The sequence below is a fragment of the Frankia sp. EI5c genome (genome assembly GCF_001636565.1).
In the GTDB taxonomy this organism is placed as follows: Bacteria; Actinomycetota; Actinomycetes; order Frankiales; family Frankiaceae; genus Parafrankia.
The window spans coordinates 1-21,330 of the sequence record NZ_LRTK01000065.1 but is presented as its reverse complement, the minus strand read 5'-3'; the positions used below and the strand labels follow the sequence as shown (position 1 = coordinate 21,330).

Genomic DNA, 21,330 nt, shown 5'->3' with positions numbered 1-21,330 from the left:
GCCGAGGCACGGATGGCAGGACCAGCCAGGACCGGCCAGGACATCGGAGCGGCGGGGCGTGGGGGGATGAGCGAGGAGGAGCGCATGCCGCCCGAGCCTGCGCAGGACAGTTCGTTCGACGACGCCACACCTCCCTACGGCACCAGCCACTCCCCCCACGGCGTTCCGCCAGGCGACGAGGCCGCCGCGCAGCCGGCGCCACCTCCTGGCGGCTGGACCCCGCCGGTGGAGGACCCGCTGTTCGGCCCCATGCCCACCTACGCCACGGGCGCCTACCCACTGGTCGGCCAGCAGCAGGGCGGGTATCCGACCGCTGGCTATCCGGCAGGTTGGCGTCAGCCGGGCGCAGCCTGGCCCGCACCCGAGAGCGCGGCCGGCGGNGTCGACAGTGCGGGGCCGAGCACCGGCGCACCTGTCGGTACCGTGACCGGCGGCGGACCGGCCGGCGGCCCACAGACCGGCCGAACCGCTGACGAACTCGCCCCGGCCACCGGGACATCCCACGAGGGTGGGAAGGGGTTCTCCTTCCATCGGCGGGCCGCGACCGGACCGGTGCCCACGCCGGCGAGTCCGCCCGAGCCGGGCCTGGCGGACCGGCAGCCCAGTCGGACCGAGGCGCCCTATCCAGCGGCCGGGCCGGCGGACAGCGGCCCCGCCGGCCCGGTCGACGAAGGGCCACGAACCGGGCCGATGGCGGTTCCGAGGCCCACCCGGGCCCGCGTCGCGCTGAGCCGGCAGGTTTCCCACGATCACCAGTCCGACAACCACCAGTCCACCGGTGAGCGGTTCCCCGGCAGGCCGCCGGCCGGCGCGGATCACCCGGCCACGCCAGCGCAGTCCGCGGAACCTCGCGGGCGCTTCCAGCTCCCCGACGAAGAGCCGACGTCCACCCGGCGCCGCCCCCGCGGCCTGCTCGCGGTGGCCGTCGGAGCCGTCCTCGTCATCCTCGCCGCCGCCGCGGTGGTGATGGTCCTCCGCGGGGACAGCGGCTCCTCGGCCGCCGAGGAGCCGCGGCAGGTCGCGCCGTCGGTGGATCCGAACTTCATCAACAGCGCGCGCGCCGACGCCGCCCCCGTCCGGGCGGACGAGTTCTTCCCCGACCGGCAGGTCACCGTCCAGGGGCGCACGTACACCCGGCTCGCCACCAGCCTCGTCTCCGGCTGCCCGGACCTCACCGGCGAGCTGGCCACCACCTTCAAGGACGATGTCTGCACCCAGCTCGTCCGGGCGCTGTACCTGACCACCCCGGCCGGCGGCGGGCCCCAGGTGCTCGCGGGGATGTCGGTGTTCGTGGTGGACACGCAAAGCACAGCGCAGGCCGGGGCGACAATCGCGGCCGGCGGCCGGGGCGGGGTCAACGCGCTGCCCATCCCGGAGGGCTCGATCACCGACGCCCGCGTCCTCGGCCCGGCCGGCGACAACTCCTGGCGCGCCGCGATCGCCCGTGGGCACTACATGCTTCTCACCCAGCTCGCCTACGTCGACGGCACTCAGGGCACGGCCGAAGACGCCCCGCTACGCAACGCGATCACCGATCTCGGGCTGATCGCCGCCGAACCGATCGCGCAGCGCATGGTCAGCGGCGGTACCGGGACGGCCGCGACGGGCACCACCGGCTGAACCGCTCGAACCGGCGGAACGGGCGGAACCGGCGGAACGGGCGGAACCGACTAACCGGGGGCGCGGGCGCAGGGGCTTCGCGGGTTGCACGGTTTCACCGGCTTACCGGGCTGGCGCGGCGTCAGCCGGACGAGGTCGTGGGGACGCGCACGGCACGAGTCACCTGTGCCCGGGCCGCCAGCTGAGCGTCCGGAGGATAGCGGACCTCCACCAGCGTCAGGCCGTGCGCGGGCAGCACCGTGACCCCGGAGTCCCGCACCGCCCGGCCGAGCACCCCGGCCGCCCACTCCGGCCGGCGCCGGCCCTCCCCCACCGCGACCAGTGCGCCGACCAGCGCCCGGACCATCGAGTGGCAGAACGCGTCCGCCTCGACATCGGCCAGGACGACCCCCTCGACGCGGGAGACGTCCAGGCGCAGCAGCGTCCGTACCGTCGTCGCACCGGCACGCCGCCGGCAGAACGCCGCGAAGTCGTGCTCGCCGAGCAGGAGCAGCGCGGCTTCGGCCATCGCGGCGGCATCCAGCGGACGCGGGGTCGCGAGCGTGTCGAAACGGCGAAGCGGGTCCGCGCCGTGCGGCGCATCGGTGATCCGGTAGACGTACCGGCGGGACAGCGCCGAGAAGCGAGCGTCGAAGCCCTCCGGGGCCGGTGCCAGACCCTTCACCCGGACAGCGCGGTCGAGCACGCCGTTGAGCCGACGGGCGAGCCCGCCGAGCGGTGTTCCGGCGGGAAGGTCGACGTGCGCCACCTGGCCCAGCGCGTGGACGCCGGAGTCGGTGCGGCCGGCGACGGTGAGGCGAACAGCCGGCAGCCTCGCCACCCGCATCAGGGCATCCTCGACGTCGCCCTGCACGGTGCGCTGGCCGGGCTGGCGGGCCCAGCCCGCGAACGGGGTCCCGTCGTAGGCGAGGTCCATCCGCAGTCGAACCAGCTCGTCGTCCGCGATCATGGAAAGCGACCTCCTACGGACCATCGTGACGAACCCGGAGCCCGGAGGCACCGCTCGGGGAGCCCCGCCCGGGACGTCACGACAAAGACGCACGGAACACCCAGCACACAGCGGCAGGAGCCCGCCGCCCAACCGGGCGACGGGCTCCTGCGACAGACATCTGGACACGGCCGGCGGGCACCGGGCCCGCCCGCCGTGACGGTGTCAGGACGCTCAGCTCTCCGGCTTGGCGTCCTCGTTGGTCTCGGAGGTCACCGCCTCGGCGGCAGCCTCGTCGGCGGCCTGCGCCTCGAGGGCGACCGCGGCAGCCGTCGGCGACTCGTTCTTCAGGTCGTCGGCAGCCTCCGCGGTGGCACCGGTCGGAGCCTTGCGGGCGGCGAAACGCGTCCCGCGGGCACGCTCGGCCTCCGCGACCGCCGACTGGCCGACGGTGAGCGCCTCGACCAGCTCGATCCGGGCCATCGGCGCGGCGTCGCCACGGCGCGGGCCCAGCTTCACGATGCGCGTGTAGCCGCCGTTGCGGTCCGCGTAGCGCGGGCCGATCTCCGTGAAGAGCGTGTGCACGACCGAGTTGTTCCGGACGACCCGCATCACCCTTCGCCGCGCATGCAGGTCACCACGCTTCGCGTGGGTGACCAGGCGCTCGGCGTAGGGGCGCAGCCGGCGCGCCTTGGCCTCAGTGGTCGTGATGCCACCGTGCTCGAACAGCGCGGTGGCGAGGTTGGCCAGCAGCAGCCGCTCATGTGCGGGACTACCGCCGAGCCGGGCGCCCTTGGTTGGCGTGGGCATGATGGGTGCTCCTCGTTCCTTTCGCTGCTCTCCGGGCGCCGCCGGGAAGCACGGCTGGGCCCCCGGTGGACGTACGCCCGGGGCCCCGTCTGCGTCGGAGCCCCGAAGCGCACGTTCGGATCAGTACTGTTCGGTCTCGACGAACTCGCGACCGTCGTCGGACGGGTCGGAGAACGACGGGTTGTACGTGTCGGTGCCATAGGTGTCGACCGCCTGGCGCGGGTCGNACCCGGGCGGGGAGTCCTTGAGCTGCAGGCCCATGGCACCCAGCTTGGTCTTGACCTCGTCGATCGACTTCTGCCCGAAGTTGCGGATGTCGAGCAGATCCGCCTCGCTACGGGACACCAGCTCACCGATGGTGTGGATGCCCTCGCGCTTGAGGCAGTTGTAGGAGCGGACGGTCAGGTCCATCTCCTCGATCGGCAGCGCCAGGTCGGCGGCCAGTGCGGCGTCCGCCGCCGACGGGCCGATGTCGACGCCCTCGGCCTCGGCGTTGAGCTCCTGGGCCAGCCCGAACAGGCCGACGAGAGTCTTGCCGGCGCTGGCCATGGCGTCCCGCGGGGAGATCGACTGCTTGGTCTCCACGTCGACGATGAGNCGGTCGAAGTCCGTGCGCTGCTCCACACGGGTCGCCTCGACCTTGTAGGTCACCTTCAGGACNGGCGAGTAGATCGAGTCGATCGGAATCCGGCCGATCTCCTGGCCGGGCTGCTTGTTCTGCGCCGCGCTGACATAGCCACGGCCGCGCTCGACGGTCAGCTCGATCTCGAGCTTGCCCTTGTCGTTGAGCGTGGCCAGGTGCAGGTCGGGGTTGTGTACCTCGACCCCGGCCGGCGGGGCGATGTCGGCCGCGGTGACCTCACCGGGGCCCTGCTTGCGCAGGTACATCACCGTCGGCTCGTCGTTGTCGGAGCTGACGACCAGTTCCTTGAGGTTCAGGATCAGGTCGGTGACGTCCTCCTTGACCCCGGGAACCGTGGAGAACTCGTGGAGGACACCGTCCACCCGGATGCTCGTCACGGACGCGCCCGGGATGGAGGACAGGAGAGTGCGACGGAGCGAGTTGCCGAGGGTGTAGCCGAAGCCCGGCTCCAGCGGCTCGATCACGAAACGCGAGCGGAACTCGGTGATCGGATCTTCGACGAGAGTGGGACGCTGAGCGATCAGCATGCGATCTTCCTTCCGGACACGGCGACCGCCATATGACGCCGTGAAAGCCCCCAGGGGGCAGCGCGGGGACATCCGTCCATCCCCGTGCCCATCAACAGTACGCCCGGCCCGGTGCCTGCCTCGGCACCGGCGGCGCGAACGCGAACCCGGCGCCGGCTCGGGGCCGGGCGCCGGAGGTCACGACTACTTCGAGTAGAGCTCGACGATCAGCTGCTCCTGCACCTGGGTGTCGATCACCTGGCGCGCCGGCAGCGAGTGCACCAGCAGCCGCATCTGGCTGGGGATGGCCTCGATCCACGGCGGCACGGCCCGACCGGTTCCGGCCGTCTCACGGGCGACGATGAACGGGGTGAGCGAGCGCGACTTCGGCGCGATCTCCACGATGTCGTTCTCGGTCACCCGGTAGCTCGGGATGTCGACCTTGCGGCCGTTGACCTGCACGTGACCGTGCCGGACAGCCTGCCGCGCGGCGTCACGGGACGGCGCGAAACCACCCCGGTACACCACGTTGTCCAGCCGGGACTCGAGAATCTTCAGCAGCTCGTCACCGGTCTTGCCGGCGCGGCGGTTCGCCTCGTCGTAGTAGCCCCGGAACTGCTTCTCCAGAATCCCGTAGATCCGCGCGCACTTCTGCTTCTCGCGCTTCTGCAGGAGGTACTCGGAGTCCTTGGTGCGCCCACGCCNGTGCTCGCCCGGCGGGTACGGCCGGATCTCGATCGGGCACTTCGGGGTCTCGCACTTGCTGCCCTTGAGGAACAGCTTCGTCTTCTCGCGGCGGCAACGCTTGCAGTCCGCGCCGGTGTAGCGGGCCATTCTCGTCCTTCTCTCTCGTATCCCTGGCGCGGACTTCAGACCCGACGGCGCTTCGGCGGGCGGCAGCCGTTGTGCGGGGTGGGCGTGACGTCCTGGATCGCGCCGACCTCCAGGCCGGCGGCCTGCAGCGAGCGGATCGCCGTCTCCCGGCCGGAGCCGGGGCCCTTGACGAAGACGTCGACCTTGCGCATCCCGTGCTCCTGCGCCTTGCGGGCCGCGTTCTCGGCGGCCATCTGCGCGGCGTACGGAGTGGACTTACGGGAGCCCTTGAAGCCGACGTGGCCGGCCGAGGCCCAGGAGATCACGTTCCCGCTGGGATCCGTGATCGAGACGATCGTGTTGTTGAACGTGCTCTTGATGTGAGCGTGCCCGTGGGCGACGTTCTTCTTTTCCTTGCGCCGGACCTTCTTGACGCCGGCGGCGCGTGTCTTGGGAGGCATAACCCGTGGTCTCCGTCTACGAGGTCGTCGGTCAGCGGTCGTGGTGCGCGGGCCGGTGGGCCCGGGCGGAACCGGTGACTACTTCTTGCCGGCCTTCTTCTTCCCGGCGATGGCACGGCGCGGGCCCTTGCGGGTACGCGCGTTGGTGTGCGTGCGCTGGCCGTGGACAGGAAGGTTGCGGCGGTGACGGAGACCCTGGTAGCAGCCGATCTCCATCTTGCGGCGAATGTCCTGCTTGATCTCACGGTTGAGATCGCCCTCGACACGGTAGTTCGCGTCGATCCATTCCCGGAGCTTCTGGACCTCTTCGTCGGTGAGGTCGCGCACCCGGGTGTCCGGGCTGACGCCGGTGGCGGCGAGGGTCTCCCGAGAACGGCTGCGGCCGATCCCGAAGATGTAGGTCAGCGCGATTTCGACCCGCTTCTCGCGGGGAAGGTCGACGCCGGACAGGCGTGCCATGAAACGGTGTTTCCTTCCTGCATCCGGAGGTCTCGGGCGACACCGCCCTCGCCGCCGCGGGAGGGGCGACGCCGCCAACCGGCGAGCATCGGCCTCCAACCGACGAGGCCNCGGCCTCCGACCGGGGGTGGAACCGCGTGACGCGGTCTGGTGTCGCTTCTGGTTGCGGGCTCAGACCCGCCCAGTTTCGGCAGCGGGCTGAAGCCCGCCGCCGGTCATCAGCCCTGGCGCTGCTTGTGCCGCAGGTTGTCGCAGATGACCATGACGCGCCCGTGACGGCGGATCACCTTGCACTTGTCGCAGATCTTCTTGACACTCGGCTTGACCTTCACGGCCGCACGAACCTCCACACGCAGCCGTGGGCCGCGCTTGCTGGTGGGATGACGACTACTTGTAGCGGTAGACGATGCGACCGCGGGACAGGTCGTATGGCGAGAGCTCAACGACCACCCGGTCCTCGGGGAGGATTCGGATGTAGTGCTGACGCATCTTGCCACTGATGTGGGCGAGAACCCGATGACCGTTCTGGAGTTCCACCCGGANCATCGCGTTCGGGAGTGGCTCCACTACTCGGCCTTCGATCTCGATGGCCCCGTCCTTCTTCGGCATGTCCTCCGCTGTCCTGACGTCGACGCTGGGATGACGGCCCGGACTCGCGTGCGCGAACGCCTGCACCCCGTGGGGCACGTGCGCGAGGTCACCGCCTGGGCCCACCGCGTAAACGATGAACACCGACGACGCCGAAGACCGTCGACTCCTGAGTGTACGTGCCAGTCCCGTCAAGGGCCAACAGGGGGCCGCANCCCGTTGGCGCACCGGTTGAGTTGGATCGTCAGCGGGCCGCCATCGGTCGACCGGCCCTCGCCGTTCAGCGGGTCAGGGGTCAGGGTCAGCCGTGGGCGGCTGACGCCGTCAGCCGGCAGGCGCGTCGGCGGGCTGGCCGCACGCCACCCCGAGCGCGCCGAGGCGGGCGACCCCGCCGTCCGGCTCGGTCAACACCCACGGACCGCGGGGCGTCACCGCCACCGAGTGCTCGGTGTGCGCGGCGAGCGAGCCGTCCTTCGTCGCCACCGTCCACTCGTCCGCGAGCACGACCGTATCCGGTGAGCCCATGGTGATCATCGGCTCGATCGCCAACGCGACGCCCTCGACCAGTTTCAGACCACGCCCGGGCCGCCCGTAGTTCAGCACGTGCGGCGGCTGGTGCATCTCGGATCCGATGCCGTGGCCTCCGTAGTGGTCCACGATCCCGTAGCCGTGCGGGGTGNTGTGGCGTTCCACGGCACTGCTGATGTCCGTCAGCCGGCCGCCGAGCTGCGCGGCCGCAAGCCCGCGCCACAGGGCCTCGTCACACACCCGCAGCATGTCCAGAATCTTGGGGCCGACCTCCCCGACCGGGACGGTTATCGCCGCGTCGCCGTGCCACCCGTCGACGATCGCGCCGCAGTCGATGGAGATGATGTCGCCCTCGCGCAGCACCCGGCGATGGCTCGGGATCGCGTGCACGACCTCGTTGTTCACCGAGCTGCAGATCGACGCGGGATACGGCGGGTGGGCGTAGCCCTTGAAGGACGGGATACCGCCGTCGGCCCGGATCGTCCGCTCGGCGAGGTCGTCCAGATCCGCGGTGGTGACGCCGGGCGCGACCGCCTCCCGGAGCTTCGCCAGAGTCTTCGCGACGAGCAGCCCGGCCACCCGCATCTTCGCGATCTCGGCTGCCGTCTTGATCTGGACGTGCTCTCGTCGTGCCACGCTCTGCCCGGTCCCGTCCTCAGTAGTGTTCGGCCCTGTTCAGGTACCCACCTGGCCGGCAGGCCCACCGGGCTCGTTTCGTCCGCGACCCGGCCGGTCCCGCACCATTGACGATAACCGGCCGGCGACCGCGCGATGTGGGCTCCGACGCCACGACGCGGGCAGGTCACCACAGACGGCCGACCAGGCCGGGCGACTTCCTGCCATCGACCAGGACAGGCGCCCGCCCGCCGCGAGGGCACCCCGCGCGCGTCGAGCTCCCGCGCGCGGGGCCGCGCCGGACCGCTCAGTCGCCGTAGTGGCGCAGAGCGTCCAGCGCGCGGTCGGTCACGTTGTCCACGGGGCCGGTCGCGTCGATCCCGATGAGGATGCCCTTGGCCGCGTAGTAGGCGACGAGCGGCGCNGTCTGCTCCGCGTACACCTCGAGGCGGTGCCGGACCGTTTCGGACCGGTCGTCGTCGCGCTGGAACAACTCACCCGAACAGCGATCACACACCCCTTCCTCACGGGGCGGGTCGAAGTCGAGGTGCCAGATGTGGCCACAGTTGCGGCAGGTGCGACGACCGGAGAGACGACGGACCACCTCGTCGTCGTCGACGACAAGCTCCAGGACGACGTCCAGGCGGGTCCCCNTCACATCGAGCATGCCGCCGAGGACCTCTGCCTGGGGGACGTTGCGCGGGAAGCCGTCGAGAAGGAAGCCTTTGACCGCGTCCTCCTCGGCAAGCCGGTTGCGCACCATGCCGATGGTGATCTCGTCCGGGACGAGGTCGCCGGCATCCATGTACGTCTTCGCCAGGACACCCAACTCGGTGCCCTCGCGCACGTTCGCCCGGAAGATGTCACCGGTGGAGATCTTCGGAATGGACCGTGCCTGGGCGATGAAGGCGGCCTGCGTCCCCTTACCTGCGCCGGGCGGTCCGACCAGTACGAGGCGCACTACCGGAGGAATCCTTCGTAGTTGCGCAGCATGAGCTGGCTTTCGATCTGTTTCACGGTTTCCAGCCNCACTCCCACCATGATCAGCACCGACGTACCAGCGAAGGGGAAGGGCTGGTCCTTGGTCAGGTTGAGAAGCGCCAACGGCAACACCGTGATGACCCCCAGGAACAACGAGCCANGGAGGGTGATGCGGGACAGCACGTGATCCAGGTACTCAGCCGTCGGACGGCCTGGCCGGATCCCCGGGATGAACCNGCCGTACTTCTTCATGTTGTCGGCGACCTCCGTCGGGTTGAAGGTGATCGCGACGTAGAAGTACGTGAAAAAGATGATCAGCGCGCCGTAGCTCAACAGGTAGAGCGGGTGGTCGCCGCGAGAGAGGTAGCGCTGCTCGAAGTCCTGGAATGTCTGGTTGCTCCACACCNGACCNNGCAGCTGCGGGAGCTGCAGCAACGACGAGGCGAAGATGACCGGAATGATGCCGGCCTGGTTCACCTTGATCGGCAGGTAGGTCGAGGTCCCCCCGTACATCCGGCGCCCGATGAGGCGCTTCGCGTACTGGACCGGAATCCGACGCTGCGACTGCTCGACGAAGATCACGAAGACGACGATGGCGAGGCCCAGCAGGATCACGAGCCCGAACACGACGCCGCCGGCGACCTGAAGGATGCGCCCACCCTGCGAGGGCAGCTGGGCGGCGATCGAGGTGAAGATCAGCAGTGACATGCCGTTACCGACCCCGCGGGCCGTGATCAGCTCACCCATCCACATGATGACGGCGGTCCCCGCGGTCATCGTGATCACGATCGTGGTGATGCGGAAGAGGCTGGTGTCGGGAATGACGTCGACGGTGCAGCCGGGGAAGAGCCGCTGACTGCGCGCGAGCGCCACGATGCCGGTGGCCTGGAGGATCCCGAGAGCGATCGTCAGATATCGGGTGTACTGAGTGAGCTTTTGCTCACCAGAACTACCTTCCTTCTTGAGCTGCTCAAGGCGCGGGATCACCACCACCAGAAGCTGGATGATGATGCTCGACGTGATGTACGGCATGATGCCGAGCGCGAACACCGACAGCTGCAGCAGAGCGCCGCCGCTGAAGAGATTGATCAGCGAGTAGACGTTACTGCTGTCCTCGCTGGCTGAGTCCAGACACGCGTTCACCGCCGCCGTCGAGACGCCGGGCGACGGCATGACGCTGCCCAGGCGGAACAGCACGACGATGCCTAGCGTGAAGAGCAGTTTCTTCCGCAGGTCGGGCGTGCGGAAGGCCCGCGTGAAGGCGGTGAGCACGACTCCTCCTGCTGGTCCTTACGGCTGACGGGGCAGAACGGCTGACGGGGCAGACTCGGTGTTCGGTACGGAACTCCGTGGTCTTCGAAGCAGACCGTACGCGGTGAGGCGACTCTAACAGCACCCGAGGCTCACTCGTCCGGACATCACGCGCGGTGGGCACTGGTGTACCGGGAACCCGGGGTGGAAGTCGCCGTCTGCGACTCCGCCGCGCCGACCCAATGATCGCAGACATCCCCCACGGGTGCCACCAGTCGCCACGGGACCGGTGTACTGCGAAAACCCCGCCCCGGCGGCCGCTCAGACCAGGGCCGGAAAGAGCCGGTCAACGGCGTGTCGAGGTGTCGACACGCCGTTGACCGGCAATACGCGAACGCCTCGGGGCAGGCGTGGAACCGCCTGCCCCGAGGCGCCGTCAGGCCTGGGTGACGCTGCCACCCGCGGCTTCGATCTTCTGCTTCGCCGAACCGGAGAACGCGTGCGCGGTCACCTGGACCGCCACTCCGATCTCACCGTCGCCGAGCACCTTCACCAGCGACTTCGAGCGAACGGCGCCAGCGGCCACCAGCTCGTCGACGCCGACGGTGCCGCCCTCGGGGAACAGCTCCTCGATAGTGGCGACGTTCACGACCTGGTATTCGGTACGGAACCGGTTCCGGAAGCCCTTGAGCTTCGGCNCCCGCATGTGGAGGGGCATCTGGCCACCCTCGAAGCGGACCGGGACCTGCTTGCGGGCCTTGGAACCCTTGGTTCCACGACCGGCGGTCTTGCCCTTCGAGCCCTCACCGCGGCCCACCCGCTGCTTCTTCTTGTGGGCGCCCGGCGCCGGGTGCAGGTGATGCACCTTCAGCGCCTGGCCGCGAGTCTCCTCCGCGGTCGCGGAGTCCGACTTCTCCAGGGTCTTCTCGGCCATCAGGAGTCCACCTCCTCGACCCGGACGAGATGGGTCACGGTCGCGATCATGCCGAGAACCTCGGGACGATCCTCACGGACGGTGCTCCCGTTGATGCGGCGCAAGCCCAGCGTCCGCAGCGTCTCACGCTGGTTGCGGGTGCCGCCGATCTCGGAGCGGATCTGGGTGATACGCAGCTTCGCCATTACGCACCGACCCCGGCCGCCCGCGCGCGCAGCATCGCCGGCGGAGCAACGTCCTCCAGCGGCAGGCCACGACGGGCGGCGATCTCCTCGGGCCGCATCAGCCCGCGCAGCGCCGCAACGGTCGCGTGCACGATGTTGATGGGGTTGGACGAACCGAGCGACTTCGACAGCACGTCGTGGACGCCCGCGCACTCCAGCACGGCACGCACCGGGCCACCGGCGATGACGCCGGTACCGGGCGAAGCCGGCTTGAGGAGCACCACACCGGCCGCCGCCTCACCCTGGATCGGGTGCGGGATGGTGGAGCCGATGCGCGGCACCTTGAAGAAGTGCTTCTTGGCCTCCTCGACCCCCTTGGCGATCGCCGCCGGGACCTCCTTGGCCTTGCCGTAGCCCACACCGACGGTGCCGTCCGCATCGCCCACGACGACGAGCGCCGTGAAGCTGAAGCGGCGCCCACCCTTCACAACCTTCGCCACCCGGTTGATGGCGACGACCCGCTCTACGTACGCGGTCTTCTCCTGCGCCGGGCCACCGCCCGAACGGTCGCGGCGCTCGCGGCGGTCGGAACCGCCGGAGCCGCCTCCGCGGCGCTGCTGGCCTGGCATCTAGAACATCTCCCTTGTAGCTGTGGTCATCAGAAGTTCAGCCCGCCCTCGCGGGCCGCGTCCGCCAACGCGGCGATCCGGCCGTGGTAGGTCCGACCACCGCGGTCGAACACCACGGCGTCGATCCCCGCGGCGCGGGCCCGCTCCGCGACAAGGCGGCCGACCTCGCGGGCCTTGGCGCTCTTGTCCCCGTCGGAGGCGCGCAGACCGTCCTCCAGCGTGGACGCCGAGGCCAGCGTGTGCCCGGCGACGTCGTCGATGACCTGGGCGTAGATGTGCCGCGAGGACCGGGTGACGACGAGACGCGGGCGGGTCGGGGTACCCGACACCTTCTTGCGCACACGAACGTGGCGGCGGAGCTTGGCCGTCCGCCGACGCGCGCTGGCGCTGAGGCTCACTGCCATGTCTGTCTACCTACTTCCCGGTCTTCCCGACCTTGCGGCGAACGACCTCGCCCTGGTACCGCACGCCNTTGCCCTTGTAGGGGTCCGGCTTGCGCAGCCCGCGGATCTTGGCTGAGACCTCGCCGACCAGCTGCTTGTCGATGCCGTGCACGACGAAGCGGGTCGGGGTCTGCACCTCGAACCGGATGCCCTCGGGAGCCTTCACCGGAACCGGGTGGCTGTAGCCGAGTGCGAACTCCAGGTCCGAGCCCTTGGCCTGGACCCGGTAACCGACCCCGACGATTTCCAGGGTCTTCGAGTAGCCGGTGGTGACCCCGATGACCATGTTGGAGACCAGGGTGCGGGTGAGGCCGTGCAGCGAGCGGCTGCGCCGCTCGTCGTTCGGCCGGCTGACGATGAGCTGACCGTCCTCGCGGGCCACCTCGATCGGCTCCACCACGGTGTGGCTCAGCGTCCCCTTGGGACCCTTCACCGTCACCGTCGGACCCGCGAGGGTGATCTCGACGCCGCTGGGAACACTGATGGGCTGGCGCCCGATCCGTGACATCGTTCGCCTTCCTTACCAGACGTAGGCGAGGACTTCTCCGCCCACGCCCCGCTTGCCGGCCTGCCTGTCGGTCAGCAACCCCGACGAGGTGGAGATGATCGCGACACCAAGGCCACNGAGGACCTTCGGAAGGTTCGTCGACTTCGCGTAGACACGCAGACCCGGCTTGCTGATCCGCTTCACGCCCGCGATCGAACGCTCCCGGTTGGGGCCGTACTTGAGGTCGACGATCAAAGTCCTGCCGACAGCCCCGGCGGGCGCGTCCTCGACGTGCCAGCTGAGGATGTAACCCTCCTGCTGGAGGATCTCGGCGATGTGCGTCTTGATCTTGCTGTGCGGCATCACCACCCGGTCGTGATAAGCCCGGTTGGCGTTGCGGACACGGGTGAGCATGTCCGCGATCGGATCGGTCATCGTCATGGCTTGACGCCTTTCTCACGGCGGTTCCCGCCGCTCGCGCACGAGGTGCGCGGGCCTACCGCGATCGTGTGGGTACTACCAGGAGCTCTTGGTCACGCCGGGCAGCTCGCCCCGGTGGGCCATCTGCCGCAGGCAGACGCGGCACAGCCCGAACACCCGGTAGACCGAGCGCGGACGGCCACACCGCTGGCAGCGGGTGTAGCCGCGCACGGCGTACTTGGGCTTACGGGCGGCCTTCTCGACCAGCGCCTTCTTCGCCATCTCTCAGCTCTCCCGGAACGGGAAGCCGAGCGCCCTCNGCAGCGCCCGCCCCTCGTCGTCGTTGGTCGCCGTGGTCACGACCGTGATGTCCATGCCCCGGACCCGGTCGATCCTGTCGATGTCGATCTCGTGGAAGATCGACTGCTCGGTCACGCCGAACGTGTAGTTGCCCGCACCGTCGAACTGCTTCGGCGACAACCCGCGGAAGTCACGGATGCGNGGCAGTGCGATCGACACCAGACGGTCGAGGAACTCCCACATCCGGTCGCCGCGCAGGGTCACCTTGGCCCCGATGGGCTGGCCCTCACGCAGCTTGAACTGGGCGATGGACTTCTTCGCCCGGCGGACGGCCGGCTTCTGGCCGGTGATCGCCGCCAGGTCCCNGGTGGCTCCGTCGATCAGCTTCGCGTCCCGGGCGGCGTCACCGACACCCATGTTGACGACGACCTTCACCACGCCGGGGATCTGCATGACGTTGCTGTAGGAGAACTCCTCCAGCAACGCCGGGGCGATCTCCTCGCGGTACCGCTGCTTCAGCCGAGGGACCGGCCGGGCTTCCGTGGTCACACTCATGTCTCGTTTCCTAGCCTTGCGCCGGGGGCCTAGAGCTCGGCACCGGTGCGGCGCGAGATCCGGACCTTGGTGCCGTCCTCGTTGACGCGGAATCCGACGCGGGTCGGCTTGCCGTCCGACGGATCGACGATCATCACGTTGCTGACGTGGATCGGCGCCTCCTGGGTGATGATCCCCCCGGACTGCGAGCCACGCGCACTCTGCTGGACGCGGGTGTGTCGGGTGACCCGGTTGGCGCCCTCAACCACGACCTTGTTCTGGTCGGGGAGAGCCCGGATGACCTTGCCTTTGAGGCCCCGGTCCTTGCCAGTGATGATCTGGACCGTGTCGCCCTTCTTGATCTTCAGTCCGGCCACGGTCTACAGCACCTCCGGCGCCAGCGAAATGATCTTCATGAAACGCTTGTCCCGCAGCTCACGGCCGACCGGGCCGAAGATGCGGGTACCGCGGGGGTCTCCCCCGTCCCGAATGAGGACCGCCGCGTTCTCGTCGAACCGGATGTAGGAGCCGTCCGGGCGCCGCCGCTCCTTGGCAGTGCGCACCACAACCGCCTTGACCACGTCGCCGCGCTTCACGCCGGCGCCGGGCAGGGCGTCCTTCACCGTTCCGACGATGATGTCGCCGATCCCCGCGTAACGACGCCCAGAGCCGCCGAGCACCCGGATGCACAGAATTTCCCTGGCTCCGGTGTTGTCGGCGACCCGAAGTCGCGACTCCTGCTGAATCACTTTCCGCTCCTGATCACCCGTTGCCGCCCGACCGCCGCCGACCGGCTCTCTCCCCTGCCACCGGTGACGACCGCAGGGTCACCGCGCCCGGCCGGCGAAGGCACCCGCGCCACGCGAGCCCCACCGCCGCCCGGCCCGCCGCGATCCCTCAGCCTCGCGGGCGTGCGACCCGTCATGATCGCACGCCCGGCGGCCAGCTCCCGCGAGGCCTCCGCGGAGGCCTCCCGGGACCTACTTGGCCTTCTCGAGGATCTGGACGACCCGCCAGCGCTTGGTGGCCGACAGCGGCCGCGTCTCCATCAGCAGAACGCGGTCGCCGACACCCACGGTGCCGTTCTCGTCGTGTGCCTTGATCCTCTTGGTGCGACGGATCGTCTTGCCGTAGAGCGGGTGCTGGACCCGGTCCTCGACCGCGACGACAACCGTCTTCTGCATCTTGTCGCTGATCACCAGGCCCTCACGCACCTTGCGGAAGCCCCGCTCAGCGCGTGCGTCCGTGGTGGGGCTGGTGGTGCTGTCCGTGCTCACGTCGCTCACGTCGTCTCCGCTCACTGCGCTCACGCCTGATCCGAGCCGGCGTCATCAACCGCGACGGCCGGGTCGTCGCTCAGCCCGAGCTCCCGCTCGCGCATCACCGTGTAGATCCGGGCGATGTCGCTGCGGACGTCCCGCAGTCGACGGTTGTTGCGCAGCTGCCCGGTCGCGGCCTGAAAACGGAGGTTGAACAGCTCCTCCTTGGCCTCCCGCAGCTTGTCCACCAGGTCACTGCTGGACAGAGCGCGCAGGTCGTCCGCTGTCGTGACAGCCATCAGGCACCACCCTCACGGGTCACGAAACGGCACTTCATGGGCAGCTTGTGGATGGCCCGGCGCATCGCTTCACGGGCGACGGGCTCGGCCACGCCGGAGAGCTCGAACATGATGCGTCCGGGCTTCACGTTCGCGACCCACCACTCCNGGGAGCCCTTACCGGAACCCATCCGGGTCTCGGCCGGCTTCTTCGTCAGCGGGCGGTCCGGGTAGATGTTGATCCAGACCTTTCCACCACGCCGGATGTGCCGGGTCATCGCGATACGCGCCGACTCGATCTGCCGGTTCGTCACGTAGGCCGGCTCCAGGGCCTGGATCGCGTACTCGCCGAAGGCGATCCTGGTGCCGCCCTTGGCCGCGCCCGCACGCTTGGGGTGGTGCTGCTTGCGGTGCGCGACCTTCCGGGGAATGAGCATGTTTCCTAACCCTCCGCCTTCTCCGGCGCGGCCTGGGCCTCGGCGACCACCGGGGCCGACGTCACCTCGGGCGCAACGGTCTCGGTCGGGGCAGTGCTGGCCGGCGTGCTCTCAGCCGTGGCCTTCTCAGCCGGAGCCTTCTCGGCCCCGCCCTTCTCAGCCGCACCCCCACCGGCTCCGCCGCCGCCGCGTCCGCGACGCTCACCGGCGCGGGCAGCCGCCCGACCGGCGTCCGTCCCGCCCTGCGTCGTGCCCGACGAACCCGAACGCGGTCCGCGCCGCGGACGCTCGCGACGCTGCTGACGCAGCAGCGCCTCCTGCGCCTCGCGCTCGGCGCGGCTCTGGACGATGTCGCCCTTGTAGATCCAGACCTTCACGCCGATGCGGCCGAAGTTGGTCCGGGCCTCGTAGAAGCCGTAGTCGATGTCCGCCCGCAGCGTGTGCAGCGGCACCCGGCCCTCGCGGTAGAACTCCGACCGGCTCATCTCGGCGCCACCGAGGCGACCCGAGCACTGGACCCGGATGCCCTTCGCGCCGCCCTTCATCGCCGACTGCATCGCCTTGCGCATCGCCCGCCGGAAGCTGACCCGGCTGGAGAGCTGCTCGGCGACACCCTGCGCGACGAGCTGGGCGTCGGTCTCGGGGTTCTTGACCTCGAGGATGTTCAGCTGCACCTGCTTGCCGGTGAGCTTCTCCAGATCGCCCCGGATGCGGTCGGCCTCGGCACCGCGCCGGCCGATCACGATTCCCGGGCGGGCCGTGTGGATGTCCACCCGGAGCCGACCCTGGGTGCGCTCGATGTCGACCCGGCTGATGCCGGCCCGCTCCATGCCCCGGGACATCATCTTGCGGATCTTGACGTCCTCGCCGACGTACGCCTTGTACTGCTTGTCGGCGTACCAGCGGGACGTGAACTCCGACGTGATGCCGAGTCGGAACCCGTGCTGGTTGACCTTCTGCCCCACTACCGGGCCCTCCTTGTCGTCCTGGCTCCGGCGCCCGTCGCGACCGGTTCCCGGCTCTCCACCACGACCGTGATGTGGCTGGTGCGCTTGCGGATCCGGTACGCACGGCCCTGCGCTCGGGGCCGGATGCGCTTGAGGGTCGGCCCTTCGTCGACGTAGGCGGCGCCGATCCACAGCGTCGCCGGGTCGAGGTCGTGGTTGTTCTCGGCGTTCGCCACGGCGCTCGCGACGACCTTGTAGACGTCCGTGCTCGCCGCCTGCGGCGCGAACCGCAGGATGTCGAGCGCCTCGCTGGCCGAACGGCCGCGGACCAGGTCGATCACACGGCGGGCCTTCGTCGGGGAGACGTGGACGTACCGGGCGGTCGCCTTCGCCCCNGGCAGGCCGGCGCGGGTGAGGCCCTCGACGAGGTCGTCAGCCACGGCGTGACCTCCGGTCCTCCTTGACGTGCCCGCGGAAGGTGCGCGTGGGCGCGAACTCGCCGAGCTTGTGCCCGACCATTCCCTCCGTGATGAACACGGGGACGTGCTTGCGACCGTCATGCACCGCGATGGTGTGGCCCAGCATGTCGGGGATCACGGTCGAACGCCGCGACCAGGTCCTGATGACGTGCTTGGTGCCCTTCTCGTTCTGGGCGTCCACCTTCTTGAGCAGGTGGTCGTCGACGAACGGGCCCTTCTTCAGACTGCGTGGCATGGTTGTGTCTCCTCCTTCCTGCTCAGTGGTGGGGGTGGATCGGGCTGACCGGCAGCCGGACGAGCAGGGTCACGACTACCGCCGCCTGTTCTGCTTGCGACGACGCACGATCAGCGCGTCACTGGCCTTCTTCGTCCGCCGGGTCCGGCCCTCGGGGCGGCCCTTGGGGTTGACCGGGTGGCGACCACCGGAGGTCTTGCCCTCACCACCACCGTGCGGGTGGTCGACCGGGTTCATCGCGACACCACGGACGGTGGGCCGGCGGCCCTTCCAGCGCATGCGGCCGGCCTTGCCCCAGTTGATGTTGCTCTGCTCGGCGTTGCCGACCTCACCGACGGTCGCGCGGCAGCGCACGTCGACGTTGCGGATCTCGCCGGAGGGCATCCGGAGCTGGGCGTACGGGCCGTCCTTGGCAACGAGCTGCACACTGGCGCCGGCGCTGCGGGCGATCTTGGCGCCGCCGCCGGGACGCAGCTCGATGGCGTGGACCACGGTGCCGGTCGGGATGTTGCGCAGCGGCAGGGCGTTGCCCGGCTTGATGTCGGCGCCGACGCCCGAGCTCACCATGTCGCCCTGGCGCAGCTTCACCGGGGCGAGGATGTAGCGCTTCTCGCCGTCCAGGTAGTGCAGCAGCGCGATGCGCGCGGTGCGGTTCGGGTCGTACTCGATGTGCGCGACCTTGGCCGGCACGCCGTCCTTGTCCCGCCGGAAGTCANTGATCCGGTAGGCCCGCTTGTGCCCACCGCCCTGATGGCGGGTGGTGATCCGACCGTGGACGTTACGGCCGCCCTTGGAGTGCAGCGGGCGGACGAGCGACTTCTCCGGGTGATCACGGGTGATCTCGACAAAGTCGGCGACGCTCGACCCACGACGCCCCGGCGTCGTCGGCTTGTACCTACGAATACCCATGTTCTACTTCCGATCCGACGCCGGGCCGTGCGGCACCCGGGTACGCCCCACGCGGGTGTCAGGCACCGGGGCCTCCGAAGATCTCGATGGTGTCACCGGGGGCGAGGCTGACGAGCGCCCGCTTGGTGGCCGAGCGGTGTCCCCAGCCCTGCTTGGTGCGCTTGCGCTTGCCCTGCCGGTTGATCGTGTTGACCCGGGTGACCCGCACGTTGAAGATCTTCTGCACGGCGAGCTTGATCTGGGTCTTGTTCGCGTCGGGGCGGACGATGAACGTGTAGACGTTCTCGTCCAGGAGGCCGTAGCTCTTCTCGGAGACGACCGGCCGGAGAATGATGTCTCGCGGGTCGGGGATCACTTGTCCTCCTCCTCGCCAGCCGAGGTCGCCGGACGGGAGCCACGCCCGAGGAACGCGGCGAGCGCGTCCTCGGTGAACACCACGTCGTCGCTCACCAGCACGTCGTAGGTGTTGAGCTGGCCCGGGTCGAGCAGGTGCACGGCCGCGACGTTGCGCAGGCTGAGCCAGGTCAGCTCGTCCGAGCGCCGCGCCACGACGAGCACGCGGCGGGAGTCGACCAGGCCGGTCAGTGCCTTCACGGCCGCCTTGGTGGACGGAGCGTCGCCGGAGACCAGCGACGAGACCACATGCAGCCGGTCGTTGCGGGCCCGGTCCGACAGGGCACCGCGCAGCGCGGCGGCCTTCATCTTCTTGGGCGTCCGCTGGTCGTAGTTGCGCGGCGTCGGGCCGTGGACGATGCCACCGCCGGTGAACTGCGGCGCGCGCAGCGAGCCCTGCCGAGCCCGGCCGGTGCCCTTCTGGCGGTACGGCTTGCGCCCACCGCCGCGGACCTCGCCGCGAGTCTTCGTGGAGTGCGTGCCCTGCCGGGCCGCGGCGAGCTGCGCCACGACGACCTGGTGGATCAGCGGCACGTTCACCGGCACGTCGAACACCGCACCGGGCAGCTCGACGGTGCCCGCGTCGCCGCCCGCGGGGGCGTGCACGGGGACCGTGCGGTCCACCGGCGCGTCCGCCTCGGCGGGGGCTTCCTTCGTCATCGTTGCCGTCGGGCTCATGCCGAGGCCTCCTCACCGGTGCCGGCGGCCGCGGGGGCCGCCACCGGAGCGGCCGGCTCCGGAGCGGGGCGCTTGGCCGCGCTGCGAACGAAGACCAGACCGCCGTCGGGCCCGGGAATCGCGCCCTTGATCAGCAGAAATCCGCGCTCGGTGTCGACGGCGTGGATGGTCAGCCCGGGCACGGTCACCCGGTCGTGGCCCATTCGGCCGGCCATCCGCAGGCCCTTGAAGACCCGGCCCGGGGTGGCACAGCCACCGACCGAGCCCGGGGAGCGGTGCTTGCGCTCGACGCCGTGACCGGCGCCCAGGCCCTTGAAGCCGTGCCGCTTCATGACACCGGCGAAGCCCTTGCCCTTGGAGGTCCCGGTGACGTCGACGACCGTTCCGGCCTCGAAGATCTCACCGGTCAGCTCCTGGCCGGGCCNGTAGTTCCCGGCATCGGCGGTGCGAAGCTCCACCAGGTGCCGACGGGGAGTGACCCCGGAGGTCTCGAAATGACCACGCAGCGGCTTGTTGATGCGGCGCGGGTCGATCTCGCCGTAGCCGAGCTGGACGGCGGAGTAGCCGTCGGAGTCGGGCGTCTTGACCTGGGTCACGACGTTGNGGCCGGCCTGGATGACGGTGACCGGCACGACGCGGTTGTTCGCGTCCCATACCTGGGTCATCCCGAGCTTGGTGCCCAGGAGCCCTCTGTAATTGCGGTTGAGCATGACTGGCGCCGGTCCCTCTTACAGCTTGATCTCGATGTCCACGCCGGCGGGCAGGTCGAGGCGCATCAGCGAGTCGACCGTCTTCGGCGTCGGGTCAAGAATGTCGATCAGCCGCTTGTGCGTCCGCATCTCGAAGTGCTCGCGGCTGTCCTTGTACTTGTGCGGCGACCGGATGACGCAGTAGACGTTCTTCTCCGTCGGCAGCGGCACCGGACCCGCGACCTGCGCACCGGTACGCGTCACGGTCTCGACGATCTTCCGCGCCGAGCTGTCGATGACCTCGTGGTCATAGGCCTTGAGCCGGATGCGGATCTTCTGTGCCGCCATGGTGGGCTTCGCCTGTCCTGTCTGTCTCGTCCGGCCGGTATCACTACCGGGTCCCCGTCGACCTCTCCGGTGCTCCGCGGCGCGGGTTCTCCGCCGAAATGGACGGAGAACCCGGCGGGGCCGGATTCGTGCCGGGTTTACCGCCTTGTCTGATGCCCCTCAGCCCGCGAGACGCGGACCTGCGGACAGCTTCCGAACCCGGCCGCACTGCCGGGGCGAGCAAACGCCCCGGCGGCACGCCGGGCAGCAACAGCGGGCGGCGGGCACCCGTGGGGCACCCGCCGCCCGCGCTACTACTTGATGACCTTCGTGACCTGACCCGCACCGACGGTACGACCACCCTCACGGATGGCGAACCGCAGGCCCTCCTCCATGGCGATCGGCTGAATGAGCTCGACCGTCATCTCGGTGTTGTCGCCCGGCATGACCATCTCCGTGCCCTCGGGGAGGGTCACGACGCCGGTCACGTCAGTGGTGCGGAAGTAGAACTGCGGCCGGTAGTTCTTGAAGAACGGCGTGTGCCGGCCACCCTCGTCCTTGTTGAGGATGTAGACACGCGCCTCG

At 69.7% G+C, this 21,330-nt stretch carries 26 protein-coding genes and 28 pseudogenes; 1 reads left to right on the top strand and 53 read right to left on the bottom strand.

Annotated elements, in window-relative coordinates:
* Nucleotides 1-381 precede the first annotated feature (381 nt).
* Nucleotides 382-1,620: pseudogene (locus UG55_RS20930) on the top strand (hypothetical protein); the annotation flags it as partial.
* A 121-nt stretch (nucleotides 1,621-1,741) separates the two neighbouring features.
* Here the strand turns inward: UG55_RS20930 and truA are convergent.
* The 53 genes and pseudogenes from truA to UG55_RS20765 form a co-directional block, all read right to left on the bottom strand.
* Complete coding sequence (gene truA / locus UG55_RS20925; protein WP_066071983.1) at nucleotides 1,742-2,569, bottom strand: tRNA pseudouridine(38-40) synthase TruA; 828 nt, start codon at nucleotides 2,567-2,569, stop codon at nucleotides 1,742-1,744.
* Nucleotides 2,570-2,782: 213 nt separating this feature from the next.
* On the bottom strand, nucleotides 2,783-3,358 hold the full coding sequence (gene rplQ / locus UG55_RS20920; protein WP_066071979.1) for a 50S ribosomal protein L17: 576 nt from the start codon (nucleotides 3,356-3,358) through the stop codon (nucleotides 2,783-2,785).
* 120 nt (nucleotides 3,359-3,478) lie between these two features.
* Nucleotides 3,479-3,584: pseudogene (locus tag UG55_RS40820) on the bottom strand (hypothetical protein); the annotation flags it as partial.
* A 1-nt stretch (nucleotide 3,585) separates the two neighbouring features.
* Nucleotides 3,586-3,955 (bottom strand): annotated as a pseudogene (locus UG55_RS40815) (DNA-directed RNA polymerase subunit alpha C-terminal domain-containing protein); the annotation flags it as partial.
* 1 nt (nucleotide 3,956) lies between these two features.
* Nucleotides 3,957-4,018 (bottom strand): annotated as a pseudogene (locus tag UG55_RS40810) (hypothetical protein); the annotation flags it as partial.
* A 1-nt stretch (nucleotide 4,019) separates the two neighbouring features.
* Nucleotides 4,020-4,528: pseudogene (locus UG55_RS40805) on the bottom strand (DNA-directed RNA polymerase subunit alpha); the annotation flags it as partial.
* A 183-nt stretch (nucleotides 4,529-4,711) separates the two neighbouring features.
* Nucleotides 4,712-5,211: pseudogene (gene rpsD / locus UG55_RS20910) on the bottom strand (30S ribosomal protein S4); the annotation flags it as partial.
* Nucleotide 5,212: 1 nt separating this feature from the next.
* Nucleotides 5,213-5,341, bottom strand: a pseudogene (locus tag UG55_RS40800) (30S ribosomal protein S4); the annotation flags it as partial.
* 35 nt (nucleotides 5,342-5,376) lie between these two features.
* A complete protein-coding gene (rpsK, locus tag UG55_RS20905) occupies nucleotides 5,377-5,781 on the bottom strand; it encodes a 30S ribosomal protein S11 (protein ID WP_006541560.1) in 405 nt (134 codons plus the stop codon).
* A 78-nt stretch (nucleotides 5,782-5,859) separates the two neighbouring features.
* Nucleotides 5,860-6,240, bottom strand: coding sequence for a 30S ribosomal protein S13 (rpsM, locus tag UG55_RS20900; protein ID WP_066071970.1), 381 nt, complete (start codon nucleotides 6,238-6,240; stop codon nucleotides 5,860-5,862).
* Nucleotides 6,241-6,458: 218 nt separating this feature from the next.
* Entirely contained in the window at nucleotides 6,459-6,572 is a 114-nt protein-coding gene (gene rpmJ / locus UG55_RS20895) for a 50S ribosomal protein L36 (RefSeq protein ID WP_003956441.1), read from the bottom strand.
* 55 nt (nucleotides 6,573-6,627) lie between these two features.
* A pseudogene (infA, locus tag UG55_RS20890) lies at nucleotides 6,628-6,782 on the bottom strand (translation initiation factor IF-1); the annotation flags it as partial.
* Nucleotide 6,783: 1 nt separating this feature from the next.
* Nucleotides 6,784-6,849, bottom strand: a pseudogene (locus UG55_RS40795) (translation initiation factor IF-1); the annotation flags it as partial.
* A 303-nt stretch (nucleotides 6,850-7,152) separates the two neighbouring features.
* Nucleotides 7,153-7,507 (bottom strand): annotated as a pseudogene (locus UG55_RS40790) (M24 family metallopeptidase); the annotation flags it as partial.
* Between the two features lies 1 nt (nucleotide 7,508).
* Nucleotides 7,509-7,992, bottom strand: a 484-nt coding sequence (locus UG55_RS40785; protein WP_242424877.1) for a M24 family metallopeptidase, incomplete at its 3' end; no start/stop codon positions are given.
* A gap of 286 nt (nucleotides 7,993-8,278) precedes the next feature.
* A pseudogene (locus tag UG55_RS40780) lies at nucleotides 8,279-8,395 on the bottom strand (adenylate kinase); the annotation flags it as partial.
* Nucleotide 8,396: 1 nt separating this feature from the next.
* Nucleotides 8,397-8,624: pseudogene (locus UG55_RS40775) on the bottom strand (nucleoside monophosphate kinase); the annotation flags it as partial.
* Between the two features lies 1 nt (nucleotide 8,625).
* A partial coding sequence (locus UG55_RS40770; RefSeq protein ID WP_242424876.1) for a nucleoside monophosphate kinase occupies nucleotides 8,626-8,932 on the bottom strand: 307 nt, incomplete at its 3' end.
* 68 nt (nucleotides 8,933-9,000) lie between these two features.
* Nucleotides 9,001-9,112 (bottom strand): annotated as a pseudogene (locus UG55_RS40765) (hypothetical protein); the annotation flags it as partial.
* Between the two features lies 1 nt (nucleotide 9,113).
* Nucleotides 9,114-9,188: pseudogene (locus UG55_RS40760) on the bottom strand (hypothetical protein); the annotation flags it as partial.
* Nucleotide 9,189: 1 nt separating this feature from the next.
* Nucleotides 9,190-9,358, bottom strand: a pseudogene (locus tag UG55_RS40755) (preprotein translocase subunit SecY); the annotation flags it as partial.
* 7 nt (nucleotides 9,359-9,365) lie between these two features.
* Nucleotides 9,366-10,224, bottom strand: an 859-nt coding sequence (secY, locus tag UG55_RS20875) for a preprotein translocase subunit SecY (RefSeq protein ID WP_242424875.1), incomplete at its 3' end; no start/stop codon positions are given.
* A gap of 415 nt (nucleotides 10,225-10,639) precedes the next feature.
* Nucleotides 10,640-10,901: pseudogene (locus UG55_RS40750) on the bottom strand (uL15 family ribosomal protein); the annotation flags it as partial.
* Between the two features lies 1 nt (nucleotide 10,902).
* A partial coding sequence (locus tag UG55_RS40745; RefSeq protein ID WP_242424874.1) for an uL15 family ribosomal protein occupies nucleotides 10,903-11,137 on the bottom strand: 235 nt, incomplete at its 3' end.
* A complete protein-coding gene (gene rpmD / locus UG55_RS20865) occupies nucleotides 11,137-11,322 on the bottom strand; it encodes a 50S ribosomal protein L30 (protein ID WP_066071958.1) in 186 nt (61 codons plus the stop codon). The genes rpmD and UG55_RS40745, both read right to left, overlap by 1 nt.
* A complete protein-coding gene (rpsE, locus tag UG55_RS20860) occupies nucleotides 11,322-11,930 on the bottom strand; it encodes a 30S ribosomal protein S5 (RefSeq protein ID WP_066071955.1) in 609 nt (202 codons plus the stop codon). Before rpsE ends, rpmD begins: the two co-directional genes overlap by 1 nt.
* Nucleotides 11,931-11,959: 29 nt before the next feature.
* A complete protein-coding gene (gene rplR, locus UG55_RS20855; RefSeq protein ID WP_066071952.1) occupies nucleotides 11,960-12,334 on the bottom strand; it encodes a 50S ribosomal protein L18 in 375 nt (124 codons plus the stop codon).
* Nucleotides 12,335-12,344: 10 nt separating this feature from the next.
* Nucleotides 12,345-12,401, bottom strand: a pseudogene (gene rplF / locus UG55_RS45595) (50S ribosomal protein L6); the annotation flags it as partial.
* A gap of 1 nt (nucleotide 12,402) precedes the next feature.
* Nucleotides 12,403-12,881: 50S ribosomal protein L6 (gene rplF / locus UG55_RS20850; RefSeq protein ID WP_242424873.1), on the bottom strand; the 479-nt coding region annotated here is incomplete at its 3' end.
* Between the two features lie 12 nt (nucleotides 12,882-12,893).
* Nucleotides 12,894-12,997, bottom strand: a pseudogene (gene rpsH / locus UG55_RS40740) (30S ribosomal protein S8); the annotation flags it as partial.
* Nucleotide 12,998: 1 nt separating this feature from the next.
* On the bottom strand, nucleotides 12,999-13,301 hold a 303-nt coding region (rpsH, locus tag UG55_RS20845), incomplete at its 3' end, for a 30S ribosomal protein S8 (RefSeq protein WP_242424872.1).
* Nucleotides 13,302-13,376: 75 nt separating this feature from the next.
* Nucleotides 13,377-13,562, bottom strand: coding sequence for a type Z 30S ribosomal protein S14 (locus tag UG55_RS20840; RefSeq protein WP_006539145.1), 186 nt, complete (start codon nucleotides 13,560-13,562; stop codon nucleotides 13,377-13,379).
* Between the two features lie 38 nt (nucleotides 13,563-13,600).
* Nucleotides 13,601-13,781, bottom strand: a pseudogene (locus UG55_RS40735) (50S ribosomal protein L5); the annotation flags it as partial.
* 1 nt (nucleotide 13,782) lies between these two features.
* Nucleotides 13,783-13,945 (bottom strand): annotated as a pseudogene (rplE, locus tag UG55_RS40730) (50S ribosomal protein L5); the annotation flags it as partial.
* Nucleotide 13,946: 1 nt separating this feature from the next.
* The coding region (gene rplE / locus UG55_RS40725; protein ID WP_242424871.1) for a 50S ribosomal protein L5 at nucleotides 13,947-14,135 on the bottom strand (189 nt) is incomplete at its 3' end.
* A gap of 29 nt (nucleotides 14,136-14,164) precedes the next feature.
* Nucleotides 14,165-14,482, bottom strand: a complete 318-nt coding sequence (gene rplX / locus UG55_RS20830; RefSeq protein WP_066072062.1) for a 50S ribosomal protein L24 — start codon at nucleotides 14,480-14,482, stop codon at nucleotides 14,165-14,167.
* Nucleotides 14,483-14,494: 12 nt separating this feature from the next.
* Entirely contained in the window at nucleotides 14,495-14,863 is a 369-nt protein-coding gene (gene rplN, locus UG55_RS20825) for a 50S ribosomal protein L14 (RefSeq protein ID WP_066071940.1), read from the bottom strand.
* Nucleotides 14,864-15,094: 231 nt separating this feature from the next.
* Nucleotides 15,095-15,400, bottom strand: a complete 306-nt coding sequence (gene rpsQ / locus UG55_RS20820; protein ID WP_066074353.1) for a 30S ribosomal protein S17 — start codon at nucleotides 15,398-15,400, stop codon at nucleotides 15,095-15,097.
* Between the two features lie 20 nt (nucleotides 15,401-15,420).
* A complete protein-coding gene (rpmC, locus tag UG55_RS20815) occupies nucleotides 15,421-15,672 on the bottom strand; it encodes a 50S ribosomal protein L29 (protein ID WP_066071938.1) in 252 nt (83 codons plus the stop codon).
* Nucleotides 15,672-15,819, bottom strand: a pseudogene (locus tag UG55_RS40720) (ribosomal protein L16); the annotation flags it as partial. The gene rpmC and the pseudogene UG55_RS40720, both read right to left, overlap by 1 nt.
* Before the next feature lies 1 nt (nucleotide 15,820).
* Nucleotides 15,821-16,088 (bottom strand): 50S ribosomal protein L16 (gene rplP / locus UG55_RS40715; protein ID WP_242424870.1); only part of this gene is annotated, 268 nt, incomplete at its 3' end.
* Between the two features lie 5 nt (nucleotides 16,089-16,093).
* Nucleotides 16,094-17,053, bottom strand: coding sequence for a 30S ribosomal protein S3 (rpsC, locus tag UG55_RS20805; RefSeq protein ID WP_066071933.1), 960 nt, complete (start codon nucleotides 17,051-17,053; stop codon nucleotides 16,094-16,096).
* Nucleotides 17,053-17,430: pseudogene (gene rplV / locus UG55_RS20800) on the bottom strand (50S ribosomal protein L22); the annotation flags it as partial. The gene rpsC and the pseudogene rplV, both read right to left, overlap by 1 nt.
* A 37-nt stretch (nucleotides 17,431-17,467) precedes the next feature.
* Nucleotides 17,468-17,749 carry a 30S ribosomal protein S19 gene (gene rpsS, locus UG55_RS20795; RefSeq protein ID WP_006539136.1) on the bottom strand — a complete coding sequence of 94 codons (282 nt, stop codon included), beginning with the start codon at nucleotides 17,747-17,749 and terminating at the stop codon, nucleotides 17,468-17,470.
* A 75-nt stretch (nucleotides 17,750-17,824) separates the two neighbouring features.
* Nucleotides 17,825-18,464: pseudogene (rplB, locus tag UG55_RS20790) on the bottom strand (50S ribosomal protein L2); the annotation flags it as partial.
* Between the two features lies 1 nt (nucleotide 18,465).
* Nucleotides 18,466-18,658 (bottom strand): annotated as a pseudogene (locus UG55_RS40710) (50S ribosomal protein L2); the annotation flags it as partial.
* A gap of 58 nt (nucleotides 18,659-18,716) precedes the next feature.
* A complete protein-coding gene (gene rplW / locus UG55_RS20785) occupies nucleotides 18,717-19,013 on the bottom strand; it encodes a 50S ribosomal protein L23 (protein ID WP_066071925.1) in 297 nt (98 codons plus the stop codon).
* On the bottom strand, nucleotides 19,010-19,729 hold the full coding sequence (rplD, locus tag UG55_RS20780) for a 50S ribosomal protein L4 (protein WP_066071922.1): 720 nt from the start codon (nucleotides 19,727-19,729) through the stop codon (nucleotides 19,010-19,012). Before rplD ends, rplW begins: the two co-directional genes overlap by 4 nt.
* Nucleotides 19,726-20,153 (bottom strand): annotated as a pseudogene (rplC, locus tag UG55_RS40705) (50S ribosomal protein L3); the annotation flags it as partial. The gene rplD and the pseudogene rplC (UG55_RS40705), both read right to left, overlap by 4 nt.
* A 1-nt stretch (nucleotide 20,154) precedes the next feature.
* A pseudogene (gene rplC / locus UG55_RS40700) lies at nucleotides 20,155-20,332 on the bottom strand (50S ribosomal protein L3); the annotation flags it as partial.
* A gap of 1 nt (nucleotide 20,333) precedes the next feature.
* Nucleotides 20,334-20,439: pseudogene (gene rplC, locus UG55_RS40695) on the bottom strand (50S ribosomal protein L3); the annotation flags it as partial.
* A gap of 18 nt (nucleotides 20,440-20,457) precedes the next feature.
* Nucleotides 20,458-20,766, bottom strand: a complete 309-nt coding sequence (gene rpsJ, locus UG55_RS20770) for a 30S ribosomal protein S10 (RefSeq protein WP_006539131.1) — start codon at nucleotides 20,764-20,766, stop codon at nucleotides 20,458-20,460.
* Nucleotides 20,767-21,059: 293 nt separating this feature from the next.
* A pseudogene (locus tag UG55_RS20765) lies at nucleotides 21,060-21,330 on the bottom strand (elongation factor Tu); the annotation flags it as partial.

What these genes read in the sequence shown, in the direction of transcription:
- truA (WP_066071983.1), bottom strand. Translation starts at nt 2,569, where the DNA reads ATGATCGCGGACGACGAGCTGGTTCGACTGCGGATGGACCTCGCCTAC.
- rplQ (WP_066071979.1), bottom strand. Translation starts at nt 3,358, where the DNA reads ATGCCCACGCCAACCAAGGGCGCCCGGCTCGGCGGTAGTCCCGCACAT.
- rpsK (WP_006541560.1), bottom strand. Translation starts at nt 5,781, where the DNA reads ATGCCTCCCAAGACACGCGCCGCCGGCGTCAAGAAGGTCCGGCGCAAG.
- rpsM (WP_066071970.1), bottom strand. Translation starts at nt 6,240, where the DNA reads ATGGCACGCCTGTCCGGCGTCGACCTTCCCCGCGAGAAGCGGGTCGAA.
- rpmD (WP_066071958.1), bottom strand. Translation starts at nt 11,322, where the DNA reads ATGGCGAAGCTGCGTATCACCCAGATCCGCTCCGAGATCGGCGGCACC.
- rpsE (WP_066071955.1), bottom strand. Translation starts at nt 11,930, where the DNA reads ATGCCAGGCCAGCAGCGCCGCGGAGGCGGCTCCGGCGGTTCCGACCGC.
- rplR (WP_066071952.1), bottom strand. Translation starts at nt 12,334, where the DNA reads ATGGCAGTGAGCCTCAGCGCCAGCGCGCGTCGGCGGACGGCCAAGCTC.
- UG55_RS20840 (WP_006539145.1), bottom strand. Translation starts at nt 13,562, where the DNA reads ATGGCGAAGAAGGCGCTGGTCGAGAAGGCCGCCCGTAAGCCCAAGTAC.
- rpmC (WP_066071938.1), bottom strand. Translation starts at nt 15,672, where the DNA reads ATGGCTGTCACGACAGCGGACGACCTGCGCGCTCTGTCCAGCAGTGAC.
- rpsS (WP_006539136.1), bottom strand. Translation starts at nt 17,749, where the DNA reads ATGCCACGCAGTCTGAAGAAGGGCCCGTTCGTCGACGACCACCTGCTC.
- rplD (WP_066071922.1), bottom strand. Translation starts at nt 19,729, where the DNA reads ATGAGCCCGACGGCAACGATGACGAAGGAAGCCCCCGCCGAGGCGGAC.
- rpsJ (WP_006539131.1), bottom strand. Translation starts at nt 20,766, where the DNA reads ATGGCGGCACAGAAGATCCGCATCCGGCTCAAGGCCTATGACCACGAG.